The sequence below is a fragment of the Mesorhizobium sp. P2_D1 genome, assembly GCF_056404455.1.
The window spans coordinates 70,513-83,924 of record NZ_JBFUDZ010000007.1 but is presented as its reverse complement, the minus strand read 5'-3'; the positions used below and the strand labels follow the sequence as shown (position 1 = coordinate 83,924).

Annotated in this window: 12 protein-coding genes; 5 read left to right on the top strand and 7 right to left on the bottom strand. The window is 61.8% G+C overall.

The window, feature by feature from the left end; genetic code table 11:
• Positions 1–30 precede the first annotated feature (30 nt).
• The 6 genes from AC1D0I_RS08430 to AC1D0I_RS08405 form a co-directional block, all read right to left on the bottom strand.
• A complete protein-coding gene (locus tag AC1D0I_RS08430; RefSeq protein ID WP_095088554.1) occupies positions 31–849 on the bottom strand; it encodes an ABC transporter permease in 819 nt (272 codons plus the stop codon).
• The gene (locus AC1D0I_RS08425; protein ID WP_477394308.1) at positions 846–1,814 is read right to left on the bottom strand and encodes an ABC transporter permease subunit; all 969 of its coding nucleotides are present in this window, start codon (positions 1,812–1,814) and stop codon (positions 846–848) included. Before AC1D0I_RS08425 ends, AC1D0I_RS08430 begins: the two co-directional genes overlap by 4 nt.
• A gap of 9 nt (positions 1,815–1,823) precedes the next feature.
• The gene (locus tag AC1D0I_RS08420; RefSeq protein ID WP_477394307.1) at positions 1,824–2,963 is read right to left on the bottom strand and encodes an ABC transporter ATP-binding protein; all 1,140 of its coding nucleotides are present in this window, start codon (positions 2,961–2,963) and stop codon (positions 1,824–1,826) included.
• An 82-nt stretch (positions 2,964–3,045) separates the two neighbouring features.
• Entirely contained in the window at positions 3,046–4,143 is a 1,098-nt protein-coding gene (locus tag AC1D0I_RS08415) for a polyamine ABC transporter substrate-binding protein (protein ID WP_095088560.1), read from the bottom strand.
• Between the two features lie 350 nt (positions 4,144–4,493).
• Entirely contained in the window at positions 4,494–5,447 is a 954-nt protein-coding gene (locus AC1D0I_RS08410) for a DMT family transporter (RefSeq protein WP_477225440.1), read from the bottom strand.
• Positions 5,448–5,597: 150 nt separating this feature from the next.
• Positions 5,598–7,040, bottom strand: coding sequence for a helix-turn-helix domain-containing protein (locus tag AC1D0I_RS08405; protein ID WP_477225439.1), 1,443 nt, complete (start codon positions 7,038–7,040; stop codon positions 5,598–5,600).
• Positions 7,041–7,276: 236 nt separating this feature from the next.
• Here AC1D0I_RS08405 and aceA point away from each other — a divergent pair, with 236 nt between their 5' ends.
• The 3 genes from aceA to AC1D0I_RS08390 all read left to right on the top strand — a co-directional run bounded on the left by aceA (position 7,277) and on the right by AC1D0I_RS08390 (position 9,550).
• Positions 7,277–8,566 (top strand): isocitrate lyase, encoded by a 1,290-nt coding sequence (gene aceA / locus AC1D0I_RS08400; RefSeq protein ID WP_477225438.1) that lies wholly within the window; start codon positions 7,277–7,279, stop codon positions 8,564–8,566.
• A gap of 58 nt (positions 8,567–8,624) precedes the next feature.
• Positions 8,625–8,867, top strand: coding sequence for an SMc00767 family acetate metabolism repressor (locus AC1D0I_RS08395; RefSeq protein WP_095088567.1), 243 nt, complete (start codon positions 8,625–8,627; stop codon positions 8,865–8,867).
• 230 nt (positions 8,868–9,097) lie between these two features.
• Positions 9,098–9,550 (top strand): ANTAR domain-containing protein, encoded by a 453-nt coding sequence (locus AC1D0I_RS08390; protein WP_457152492.1) that lies wholly within the window; start codon positions 9,098–9,100, stop codon positions 9,548–9,550.
• A 43-nt stretch (positions 9,551–9,593) separates the two neighbouring features.
• Here the strand turns inward: AC1D0I_RS08390 and AC1D0I_RS08385 are convergent, their stop codons facing one another.
• Positions 9,594–10,310, bottom strand: coding sequence for an HAD family hydrolase (locus tag AC1D0I_RS08385; RefSeq protein ID WP_477303077.1), 717 nt, complete (start codon positions 10,308–10,310; stop codon positions 9,594–9,596).
• Positions 10,311–10,466: 156 nt separating this feature from the next.
• Here AC1D0I_RS08385 and AC1D0I_RS08380 point away from each other — a divergent pair, with 156 nt between their 5' ends.
• Together AC1D0I_RS08380 and AC1D0I_RS08375 are read left to right on the top strand one after the other, a co-directional pair.
• Positions 10,467–11,903, top strand: a complete 1,437-nt coding sequence (locus tag AC1D0I_RS08380; RefSeq protein WP_477225436.1) for a glutamine synthetase family protein — start codon at positions 10,467–10,469, stop codon at positions 11,901–11,903.
• Between the two features lie 98 nt (positions 11,904–12,001).
• Entirely contained in the window at positions 12,002–13,288 is a 1,287-nt protein-coding gene (locus tag AC1D0I_RS08375) for an NAD(P)/FAD-dependent oxidoreductase (protein WP_477394305.1), read from the top strand.
• Positions 13,289–13,412 lie beyond the last annotated feature (124 nt).

Sequence of the window (13,412 nt, the reverse complement as noted above, 5' to 3'; positions counted from 1 at the left end):
AAAGCGCTACGCGCTTTTCCCGGAATTGCCTCAGCCGCGTTGTGCGGCCCGCTCGTCGAGTTGGCGCTGCACCTCACGCCGCTTGTTGGCGACCGAGGCGATGATGACGCCGACCGCGACAACGGCGATCAGGATCGTGCAAGCGGCGTTGATCTCCGGCGTCACGCCGAGACGCACCTGGCTGTAGATCTTCATTGGCAGCGTTGTTGCTCCAGGCCCGGAGGTGAAGCTGGCGATGACCAGATCGTCGAGCGAAAGCGTAAAGGCCAGCATCCAGCCGGACACGATCGCCGGCATGATGACCGGGAGCGTGATCTGGAAGAAGGTCTTCACCGGCGTTGCGCCAAGATCCATCGCAGCTTCTTCCAGCGAGCGGTCGAAGCTGACCAGGCGCGACTGCACGACGACGGCGACGAAGCACATGGTGAGCGTGATGTGGGCGAGCGTGACGGTCAGGAAACCGCGGTCGAGACCGACGGCGACAAACAGCAGCAACAGCGACAGGCCGGTGATGACTTCCGGCATGACCAGCGGCGCAAAGACCATGCCTGAAAACAGCAACCTGCCCCTGAACCGTGTGTAGCGGGTCAAGGTGAGCGCCGCCAGCGTGCCGAGCACGGTCGCCACCGTGGCCGAAATGACGCCGACGCGCGCCGTGACCCAGGTGGCGTCCATCAGGCCCTGGTTGTGGAACAGCGAAACGTACCATTTGGTCGAGAAACCGCCCCAGACGGTTACCAGTTTCGACTCGTTGAAGGAGAAGACGATGAGCAGGACGATCGGCAGGTACAGGAAGGCAAAGCCCAGCACGATCGAGGTGACGTTGAATCGGCTCCAGGTGGTGTTCATTTGTCCTGCTCCTGGGCGCGCGCCTGGGCCTGCTGGAAGAACATGATCGGCACGGTCAAAAGCAGCAGAAGGATGACGGCCACGGCCGACGAGACCGGCCAGTCACGATTGGCGAAGAACTCGTTCCACAGCGTCTTGCCGATCATCAGCGTCTGCGATCCACCGAGCAAATCGGGAATGACGAACTCGCCAACGGCGGGGATGAACACCAGCAGACAGCCGGCGATGACACCCGGCAGCGACAGCGGGAAGGTGATCTTCCAGAACGCGCTGGTCGGCGGGCAACCAAGATCCTTTGCGGCCTCGATCAGCGAATAATCCATCTTTTCGAGCGACGAATAGAGCGGCAGCACCATGAACGGCAGGTAGGAATAGACGATACCGATGAAGATCGCCGTATAGGTGTTGAGGATGATCAAGGGCTGGCTGATGATGCCTGTGGCCAGCAGCAGCTGGTTGAGCAGCCCCTCCGGCTTGAGGATGCCGATCCAGGCATAGACGCGGATCAGGAACGAGGTCCAGAACGGCAGGATCACCAGCATCAGCAATGTCGGGCGGATCGTTGCCGGCGCGCGTGCCATGCCATAGGCGATCGGGTAGCCGACAATCAACGTCAGGACCGTCGAGATCGCGGCGATGATGACGCTTGTCACATAGGCGTTGAAATAGAGGGCATCCTGCGTCAGCCAGGCGTAGTTGTCGAAGCTGAGCGCGCCAAAGCCGGCGAAGAACCCGGAGATGCCGTCCTTGAAGTCGAGCACCGGCGTGTATGGCGGCATGGCGATCGCCGTCTGCGACAGCGAAATCTTGAAGACGATGATGAAGGGAACGAGGAAGAAAAAAAGCAGCCAGACATACGGGATGATGATGACCAGGCGGCCAACGAATGCCGCTCCCAGCCTGGCCAGGACGGACTTGTCGGCATTGGTTGCCGGGGCTGATGCGGTGGCGGCGGCGTTCGACATGACCGCCCCCTACCGCGTCAGCACGACGCCGGCGTCGGGCCGGAAGGAAACCCAGGCGCGGTCGTTCCAGCTCAGCGGATCCTCGGTGATGCGGGCCGCGTTCATGGTGCTGGCGCGCACCATCTGCCCGTCATTCAGCCTGACGTGAAAAACGGTCATGTCGCCGAGATAGGCGATGTCGTAGACTTCGCCTTCAAGTGCATTCACCGCATCGGCCGGCTTTTTCGACGAAATCTTGATCTTTTCCGGCCTGATGGCGAACACGATATCGGCGCCTGCAGCCGTCTTGGCGGCGTTGTCGACGACGATCTGGGCTCCGCTCGAACCCGCGATGCGTGTCGTGTTTGCGGTCTGCTCGGCGACCTTGCCCTCGAACATGTTCACGTTGCCGACGAAATGGGCGACAAAGCGCGATGTCGGCGCTTCATAGACTTCGGCCGGCGTCGCCACCTGCATCACCTCGCCCTTGTCGATGATGGCGATGCGGTCGGCCATGGTCATCGCTTCTTCCTGGTCGTGGGTGACGACGACGAAGGTCAGGCCGAGATTCTGCTGCAGGTCCATCAGTTCGAACTGCGTTTCCTCGCGCAGCTTCTTGTCCAGCGCGCCGAGCGGCTCGTCGAGCAACAGCACCTTCGGCCGCTTGGCAACCGAGCGGGCGAGCGCGACGCGCTGGCGCTGGCCACCGGACAATTGATGCGGCTTGCGCTTTGCGAACTGTTCGAGCTTGACCAGCTTCAGCATCTCGGCCACGCGTGACGCGATCTCGGGCTTCGGCATGCCGTCCTGCTTGAGGCCGAAGGCGATGTTGTTCTCGACCGTCATATGCGGGAACAGCGCATAGGACTGGAACATCATGTTGACCGGCCGGCGATAGGGCGGAATGCCGCGCAGATCCTGGCCGTCGAGCAGGATGCGGCCAGCTGTCGGCTGCTCGAATCCGGCGAGCATCCTGAGCAGTGTCGACTTTCCGCAGCCCGACGCGCCGAGCAGGGCGAAGAACTCGCGCTCGAAGATGGTCAGCGACAGATTGTTGACGGCGGTGAAGTCACCGAACTTCTTGGTGACATTGTCGAACTGGATGTATGGCTTGGCGTTCGGGTCGTTCCACGGCGCAAAATCCCTGCGGATGCTGCCAAGCGATTTCATGTCCCACTCCGTCCTGTTTCTTGCTTCTTGCCCCAGAAAGAATCGGTCCCGGCAGGTGGCTGCCGGGACCGTCTCGGATTGCTTATTGGCCGGTGACGATCTTGGTCCAGCTGCGTGTGATCAGACGCTGGGTCTTGGGATCGTAAGGCTGAACCGTATAGAGCTTCTGCAAGGTCGCCGCGTCGGGATAGACTGACGGGTCGTCGAGAAGCGCCTTGTCGACGAACTGCTGCGACGCCTTGTTGCCGTTGGCGTAGAGCACATAATTCGACGATTTGGCGATAACTTCCGGCGTCATCATGTAGTTGATGAATTCGAGCGCCTCGGCGACATGCGGCGCATCGGCAGGGATCGCCATCTGATCGAACCACATCTGAGCGCCTTCCTTCGGCACGGAATAGCCGATTTCCACGCCCTGCTTGGCCTCGACCGCGCGGTTGCGAGCCTGGAACACGTCACCCGACCAGCCGACGGCCAGGCAGATATCGCCGTTGGCGAGTGCGTTGATGTACTCCGAGGAGTGGAACTTTCTGATGTAAGGCCGGACCTTGAGCAGGGCCTCCTCGGCCTTGGCAATATCGTCAGGCGAGGTGCTGTTGGGGTCGAGACCGAGATATTTCAGCGCCGCAGGGATGATGTCGGCCGGTGAATCCAGCACATAGACGCCGCAGTCCTTCAACTTGGCCAGACTGTCCGGATTGAAGAACACATCCCAGCTGTCGATCTTGTCGGTGCCGAGTGCCGCCTGCACTTTCTTGATGTTGTAGCCGAGACCAACCGTGCCCCACATATAGTTGACCGAGTATTCATTGCCGGGGTCGTATTTGGCGGTTCGCTCCGAAACCGTGTCCCACATGTTGGAAATGTTCGGCAGTTTCGACTTGTCGAGTTTCTGGAACACGCCGGCCTGGATCTGGCGCGCGAGGAAGTTGCCGCTGGGCACGACCACGTCATAGCCGCTGCCGCCGGCAAGCAGCTTGGTTTCCAGGATTTCGTTGGAATCGAAGGTGTCATAGACGACCTTGATGCCGGTTTTCTTGGTGAAATCATCGATGATCGAACTGTCGATATAATCCGACCAGTTGAAGACGTTGACGACGCGATCTTCGGCATGGCCGCCGACGGTGAAAAGCGTCAGAAATACCGAGGTCGCCGAAAGCCAGAGCGCTTTGCGGATCATGCTATTCTCCTTTGATGAGTGTTCCTTCGCCGGCTCGTCGCGGACCCCGCGCGGCCGGGCATTTGTTTCAGACTATTGAGCTTTCCAGGAAGCAACAAGCGCCAACTGCCGACAGCATGCGGGCGGTTCGATGAGCGGCGGGTGGTGGGTTTGTGTCCCTGTCGCTGCCTGGGAGGCGTGCGGATACCGTCAAAGGCTTTCGCCGTGGCGGGGGCAGAGATACGACGATGTGGTCCGGTCTCGATCTGACCGGCAGGGAGACTTGGCAAGATACGCCTGTCTTGTTGTTGCGTAGTCTCAGCCTGCCCGCGCGGCAGCGAATTTGTCAATGGCAAAGCTTGCACGCCGCATCAATTAGGCGATGGCACCCCTGTGACCCCTGCACGCTCGGGTCGTGCCTGGCGCTTGAATTCGAGCCCGATATGGACGAGCAGCGCCGTCACCACCACCCCGCCGCCGATGATGGTGCGCTCCGACGGTACTTCGGAATGGACGAGCCAGACCCATATCGGGCCGAGGATCGGCTCGAACGTGCCGAGCAATGCGGCGACGGCCGCCGGGATCAGCCGCGCCCCGGTGGCAAAGAAGGCCAGGCCAAGACCGAGATTGACTACGCCGAAGGCAAACAGAAAGCCCATGTCACTGGCCGACACGGCGAATGTCGATGCCTGCGAGGCGGCAAAGCCCGCCGCAAGCATGGTGCCGAGACAGGTCGCCGGCGTCATGCGAACGCTGGAAAACCGCCGGGTGATGACGGTGGCGATCGAGAACATGACAGCAATCAAGAGCGCCAGCCCGTCGCCTATCGGCGAGACGGCGCCATTGAGCGATTCCGACACCATGATGGCGACACCGGTAATGACGGCCGCGATCGCCAGCCAGGTCGCGACACTCACCCTCTCGCGAAACAACGCCCAGGCAAACAGCGCCGCCAGAAGCGGCACGCCGGCCTGCATCAGCAGGATGTTGGCGACGGTTGTGTAGGCAAGTGCGACGACGAAGGCGGTCGATGCCGTGGCGAAGCAGAGCCCGACGGCCAGGCCGGGCAGACCCATGTCGCGGAACAATTTCAGCGTGCCGCGCCAGCCGTCACGCCAGACCATGAAGCAGATCAGGAAGGCCGCTGCCCAGACGGAGCGCCAGAAAATAACCGTCCAGCTGTCGCCGACGGCGATGAAGCGGGCGATGGTGCCACCGAAACTCCACATCAGCGCCGACAGGAACACCAAAAGCATGCCGACGCGTTCCTCGCGCGGCGAGACGGTCGACAAAACAACGCTCGGTGATGGTGCTGTGTCGGTCATGGGCGCGACTGTCGGGCTTTTGTGGACGGGACGATGCGCAAGGGACGACAAAAAGATACTCCGTTCGCGTAACGCAAAGGCGAAGGCCGGGGGTGAGCCAGAGATCGACGACAATTGTGGCACCCGGCCCGGCGTCACTGGGGGCCAGCGTCACTGGAAGTCGAAGGCACTCAGGCCCGTCACCATCTCGTCGAGGCCAAGCGGACGCGTCACCGGCGGCTCGGCACGCGCCAGACAGCCGACGCGTTCGCAAAGCCGGCAGGCGGGCCCGACCGGCGTCGCCGTGACGCTGCCCGCCTTCGCGGTGGCAGCCGCGCCGGGAAGTGCCGCGCCATAGACGATGTCGTCGCGAAAGCCGATGTCGCAGCCAAGCAGCAACGCCGTGCGGCGCGGACGCTCGGAGAAGGCGCCTTGCGGACCTTCCAGCGTGCGGGCAATGCACAGGAACTCGGCGCCGTCGGGCATTTCCACCGCCTCGACGAAGATCTGGCCGGGCTGGGTGAAAGCGACATGCACGGGCAGCTTGGGACAGCCGCCACCGAAGCGGCTTTGCGGAAAGCCCTGGCTGCCGGCCTTGCGGAAGCGGTTGCCGGCATTGTCGACCTCCAGCATGAAGAACGGCACGCCCTGGACGCCCTGCCGCTGCAGCATGGTCAGCCGGTTCGCCGCCTGTTCGAAGGAGACGCCGAAGCGCGAACGCAGAACGTCGATATCATAGCGGGCGCGAACGGCAGCCGCATAAAAGGCCTGGTAGGGCATCATCAGCGCATGCGCCGCATAGCGGCCGAGTTCGAAACGGGCGAGACGGCGGGCCTCGTCGGTGGTCAATTTGAGCGCCTGGATCTCGCCGGCGACCGCGACCGTCATGCGGATCAGGCAGGCTTCCATCGCCACTTCGCGCAGCTGATCGAACGGCGACAGCCGTTCGGACAGGAACAGGCGCTGCGAGTGGCGATCATAACGGCGGCGCCAGTTCGGCATGGTGGCGACCGGCAGCACCTTGACCACGATGCCGTATTCGCGCTTCAGCCAGGCCTTCAACGCGCCGAACAGATCGTCGCCGGGATCAAGCACCGAGGTGAACGCCGCGGCCTCTTCCTCGAGTGCCGCGAAATGGTTGGGCCGGCGCTCGAAAATCTCGTGCACCTCGTCTATCGGCAAGCGAGCGCCGGAAAGTGCGGTCGCCCGACCTTCGCGCGCCAGGAGCTCGTTGAGGTCGGACAGGCGCTCGGCCTGCTCGCGATAGGCGCGGAACAGTTTTATCACCGCCGCCGACGCGTTGGGCGCCGCCTCGGCAAGCTCGATCAACTCCTGATCTCCCGGCAACTCGCCGACCAGCAGAGGATCGGTGAACACTTCCTTCAAGGCAGCGACGGACCCCCTTGCCTCGCCCTGCAGTTCGTGCGGATCGACCTTGTAGACGGACGCCAGCTTGAGGATCAATTGCACCGTCAGCGGCCGCTGGTTGCGCTCGATCAGGTTGAGATAGGACGGCGAGATACCGAGCCCCTCGGCCATCGCCGTCTGCGTCAGGCCCTTGGCGTTGCGGATGCGCCGAATGCGCGGCCCGGCAAAGATCTTCTGGTCAGCCATCACCTGTCCTTGACAAGAATTTACACCACTTTCGCGGCGACCCCACGCCCGCCTCTTTTACAATCATGACAAATTTACAACGGCTTCCTGTCAAACACAACACAGGTTTTCCCCTATTTCAAGCTGATTTCCTTGATTTCTCTGGCCCATTTCGCACCGCAATGTAAATTCAGTCATATCCCGGTGCGCAGATCATTGGCGCCGGACACGGGTGTAGCAATCCTTCGGAGTGACCAATGACTGACTTTTACAACCTTGTCCCCTCGGCGCCGGAAGGTCGTTTCGACGGCATCGAACGGCCCTATTCGCCGGAGGATGTGAAGCGGCTGCGCGGTTCGGTTCAGATCCGCCAGAGCGTCGCGGAAATGGGCGCCAACCGGCTGTGGAAGCTCATCCACGAGGAGGACTTCGTCAACGCACTCGGCGCCATGTCCGGCAACCAGGCGATGCAACAGGTGCGCGCCGGGCTGAAGGCGATCTACCTGTCGGGCTGGCAGGTTGCCGCCGACGCCAACACGGCTGGCGCGATGTATCCGGACCAGTCGCTTTATCCGGCAAACGCGGCGCCCGAACTGGTCAAGCGCATCAACCGCACGCTGCAGCGCGCCGACCAGATCGAGACCTCGGAAGGCAACGGGCTTTCGGTCGAGACTTGGTTCGCGCCGATCGTGGCTGATGCGGAAGCCGGTTTCGGCGGGCCGCTCAACGCCTTCGAGATCATGAAGGCCTTCATCGAGGCAGGCGCGGCTGGCGTCCACTACGAGGATCAACTGGCGTCGGAAAAGAAGTGCGGCCATCTCGGTGGCAAGGTGCTGATCCCGACCGCGGCGCACATTCGCAACCTCAACGCCGCGCGCCTTGCGGCGGACGTGATGGGCACGCCGACCCTGGTCGTCGCGCGCACCGATGCGGAAGCCGCCAAGCTGCTCACGTCCGACATCGACGAACGCGACAAGCCTTTCGTCGACTACGGCGCCGGGCGCACCGTGGAAGGCTTCTACAACGTCAGGAACGGCATCGAACCCTGCATCGCCCGCGCCGTCGCCTATGCGCCTCACGCGGACCTGATCTGGTGCGAGACTTCGAAGCCGGACCTGGCGCAGGCCAAGAAATTCGCCGAAGGCGTGCGCAAGCATCACCCCGACAAGCTGCTCGCCTACAATTGCTCGCCATCGTTCAACTGGAAGAAGAACCTCGACGACGCGACGATCGCCAGATTCCAGAGGGAGCTTGGCGCGATGGGCTACAAGTTCCAGTTCATCACGCTCGCCGGCTTCCACCAGCTCAACTACGGCATGTTCGAACTGGCGCGCGGCTACAAGGCACGGCAGATGGCGGCCTATTCCGAGTTGCAGGAGGCTGAGTTCGCGGCGGAGGCCAATGGCTACACCGCGACCAAGCATCAGCGCGAGGTCGGCACCGGCTATTTCGACGCCGTGTCGATGGCGATCACTGGCGGCCAGTCGTCGACCACCGCCATGCACGAGTCGACCGAGCACGCGCAATTCAAGCCGGCCGCCGAATAGCAAACAGAACAACACAGAGGAAACGCCCAACAGGGCTTGGAACACAAGGAGAAGACCAATGGCATCGATAAGCCGTGTCAAGGAACGCGCCGAAGAACAGGCCACAACGATGACCGTCGACCAGCAAGCGACGATCCGCATGCTGGCCAATGATCTGCATCGCCTAAACCAGTCGGTGATGAAGGCAGTCGAGGCCGGCGTCTCGGTGGAGCTCGTGCGCTCGGCACGGCATCACGGCGGCGACGGAAACTGGGGCGATCTCTTGATCCCAGTGATCGTCACGCAGCAGAGCCACAGCTGATCGAACTCGCGCAACCGACCCTTCACCTGCGCAGTCTCTGCGCAGGTGAATTTTCTTTTTATGAAGCCCACCTGTGGACAGTTGAGTACAGTAGCGTTGCTTGAAATTCATTGTTCCCAGGGATGATCTGGGGGACTTTTATTTCAACTTGACATAGACGGCGATCTCACGCCAATTGCGCTCCAGATTCAACTCTGCATTGAAATAGGGGCGAGCTTCTTGGCCGACTTGTGTGCCCAGTGAACCGCGAAGGCGAGACTCCAAGACACCTGAATTTTGTTGCCCGCGACTCGAACACAGAGACGATCCGCGATCCATCGCAAGTGCTCGTCGTCTGCAAATCGCCGATCAATCGCGTGGTGATTTCGAAGATCGTCGAGCGATCCGGGCTCAAGCCAATCTCGGAATCTCCCGACATGGCGGTAAAGATCCTGCGGTCCCTCATTCCCGGTGCGGTTGTCCTTGACGGCGGCGCCGACAACAAGGACTGCGACAATCTGATGGCCAGCATCGACGCGTTGCGGCGAGCCTCCGGCAAATCGCTCCCGGCGGTGATCCTGCTTTCAACCAAGAATGGCACGCCGGAGAGCCTGGGCCTGTCGAGCGTCATTGACGTGGTGGTCGCCAAGCCGATCACACCCGAACGGCTGCAGCCGGTGATCGATCGCCTGATCAACCGCTAAGCAATTTCCGTCCGGAATTGCGCAAAATAGGAAGGCCCCGCGATCAGTCCGGATTGACGATGCTTTCGACCAGTCCGGGCAGTTGTCCGAGATCGGATATCTCACGGAAGCGTGGCTCGGTCACCGGAGCCTCGACATGCTCAAGCACCCAGGTGAGTTCATGCGGCACGTGGACACCCCAACCACCGGCCTCGATGGCCGGCACCACGTCCGACTTCAGCGAATTGCCGACCATCATGCTTCTTGCCGGACCATCGCCGTGGCGGCTGAAGAGGCGGGAATAGGTGGCGGCACTCTTGTCGCTGACGATCTCGATCGCGTCGAACAGATCTCCGAGGCCTGATCCAGCCAGCTTGCGCTCCTGGTCGAAGAGGTCGCCCTTGGTGATCAGCACAAGGCGGAATGCGCCGGCAAGCTTCTCGATCGTCTCGCGGGCATGCGGCAGTGCCTCGATCGGATGGCTCAGCATCTCGCGGCCGGCATCGAGAATTTCTGAAATCACCGAAGCCGGCACACGGCCTTGCGTGACCTCGATCGCAGTTTCGATCATCGACAGCGTAAATCCCTTGATGCCGAAGCCATAGACGGCAAGGTTGCGTCTTTCGGCCTCCAGCAATCGTGCCGAGATGTGCTCGGCTTCGCCATGATCGGCAAGCATGGCGGCAAAGCGCTTCTCCGTCATGCGGAAGAACTGCTCGTTTTGCCAGAGCGTGTCGTCGGCATCGAAGCCGATCGTCGTCAATTTGCTGTCGTGCTGCATGCAAAGTCTCGATTGGGATCGGGGTCTCGATTGGGATTGGGAAACTAAGCCGATTGGCGTGATTTTCAACCGCCTCGGCCAATGCCCGACGTGGCTCCCCTTCCCTTCCACAGGGGCGCACGGCTATACTCCACAATCCGCAACCCAATCTGGTGAATGATGCCGCCTGCAAAAAAGGAAGTCCGTCCGTCGAGCCGCGGAGGACGGGCGCGTACGCCTGCCTTCGTGAAAAACCAACGTGGCGTCAAGAACTGGAAGGAAGCCAGCGCCTGGCTGGAATGGCGCGGTATCGAGGACATCGAGTGCATCACCCCTGACCAGGCCGGCGTCGCACGCGGCAAGATGATGCCATCGAAGAAATTCACCTCCAACACCTCGCTGGCACTGCCGTCGGCTGTCTTCATGACGACGATTTCCGGCGGCTATCCCGAGGATGGCAACGGCTTCCACTATCCGGAAGACGATGGCGACCTCAAGCTGATGCCGGATCTGTCGACGCTGACGGTGGTGCCCTGGGAAGAAGACCCGACGGCCGCGGTCATCTGCGACCTCGTCCACCAGGACGGACGCTCGGTCGAGTTCACGCCGCGCAATGTGTTGAAGCGCGTGCTTGCCGCCTACGACAAGCGTGGACTGAAGCCGGTGGTGGCGCCCGAGATCGAGTTTTATCTGGTGCGCAAGAACCCCGATCCGGACTATCCGCTGACGCCACCGGTCGGCCGTTCGGGGCGCGCCATCGGCGGCGGCGCCGGCTATTCGATCGCCGGCGTCAACGAGTTCGACGAACTGATCGACGACATCTACCATTTCTCCGAGGGCCAGGGCCTGGAGATCGACACGCTGATCCATGAGGAGGGCGCCGGTCAGCTCGAAATCAACCTGCGCCACGGTGACCCGATCGAGCTGGCCGACCAGGTGTTCATGTTCAAGCGCACCATTCGCGAGGCCGCGCTGAAGCACGAGATCTACGCCACCTTCATGGCCAAGCCCATCCAGGGGCAGCCGGGCTCGGCCATGCATATCCATCAGTCGATCATCGACAAGAAGACCGGACAGAACATCTTTTCGGCAGAGGACGGCTCGGAGACCGAAGACTTCTTCCATTTCATCGGCGGCATGCAGAAGCATGTGCCGAACGCGCTGGTGATGTTTGCGCCCTATGTCAATTCCTACCGCCGGTTGACACAGGCGGCGTCGGCTCCGGTCAACAACAAATGGGGCTACGACAACCGCACCACGGCCTTCCGCGTGCCGCGCTCGGATCCCGCGGCGCGGCGCGTCGAAAACCGCATCCCCTCCTCCGATGCCAATCCTTATCTGGCACTGGCGGCATCGCTTGCCTGCGGGCTGATCGGCATCACCAACAAGATCAAGGCCGAGCCTCCCGTGCTGACCACCGCCAACGCGGCCGAGATCGACCTGCCGCGCAGCCTGCTCGAAGCCGTCGACCTGTTCGAGGGCGATGAGGAACTTTGCGCACTGCTCGGCAAATCCTTCGCCGCGACCTATGCGGCGATCAAGCGGGCGGAATTCGAGACGTTCATGGAAGTGATCAGTCCGTGGGAGCGGGAGTATCTGTTGCTGAATGTTTAGCGAGTAGCGAGTAGCGAAGGTGCCCGATATTTTTCTATTCGCTATTCGCTATTCGCTTTTCACCTCCTCCTTCTGAATCACCGAGTCTTTCCTCCATCATGCCCTACCAATCCCCGATTTCTCCCGGCCGTTCCTGGTATGAGGACACCGCCGGCCCACGGCCGGAATATCCGGCGCTGGATGGCGACCGGACATGCGACGTCGTCATCATCGGCGGCGGTTTCACCGGCCTGTCGGCGGCTGCTCACCTTGCCAAAGCAGGCACGAATGTCGTGCTGATTGAAGCCTACCGCTTCGGCGATGGCGCCTCCGGGCGCAATGGCGGCCAGCTTGGCACCGGCCAGCGCGCCTGGGTCGAGGACATGGAGGCCGAATACGGCTTCTCCCGCGCCAAGGCGCTGTTCGACCTTGCCGAAGAGGCCAAGGCGGATCTCCTCGAGTTCGCCGCCGCCAACCAGATCGATATCGACTATATGCCGGGCCAGCTCTCGGTGGCGCACAAGCCGCGCTATGTCGACGACTACAAGGCGCATGCCGAGATCATGGCGAGCCGTTTTTCCTACCCGCATATCTCGTTCATGGATGCCAAACAGACGGCGGAGCGGCTGGGCTCGACTGCCTATTTCGGCGGCACGCGCGACACCGGCACCGGCCACATCCACCCGATGAAGCTGGTGATCGGCACCGCGCGGGTGGCGGCGCAAGCCGGCGCGCAACTGTTCGAGGAGACGCCATCGACCGGCATCATTTCCAGTGGCGGCAAGGTCAAGGTTTCGACACCGAGAGGCACGCTGACAGCGCAGAAATGCCTGATCGCGGTCAACGCCTATGGCGGCACACTTGAGCCGGTGAGTGCCGCGCACATCATGCCGATCGGGTCGTTCATCGGCGCAACCGTGCCGCTGGGCGCGGACTCGACAGTGCTGCCGGGCGGCGAGGCGGTCGACGATTCCCGCTTCGTCGTGCGCTATTTCCGCAGATCGAAGGACGGGCGGCTGCTGTTCGGCGGACGCGAAGTCTATGGCGTCAACGATCCGAAGGACATCCACATCCACATCCGCCGTCAGATCGTCGAACTCTATCCGGCACTCAGGGATGTCGAGATCACGCATGGCTGGGGCGGCTATGTCGGCATCACAGTGCCGCGCAAGCCGTTCGTGCGCGAAGTGATGCCCAATGTGATCTCGGCCGGCGGCTATTCCGGCCACGGCGTCATGCTGTCGAACTTCTTCGGCAAGCTCTATGCCGAAACCGTCGCCGGCAACCGCGACCGCCTGAAGCTGATCGAGGATCTGAAGATCCCGCCATTCCCCGGTGGTCGGCGCTTCCGCGCGCCGCTGCTGTTCCTGGCACTCAACTGGTTCGCGTTGCGCGACAGGATCTAGAAACAGTTCTGTCCCGGTGGAATTGGGACGCTATCTGACTTGTTGGAGCGTGATCTCCAGCGAAAAACCGGATGCCACTTTTCAGGATCGTGCTCCATGCGGAGAGGATAGCTCTCATCTATGT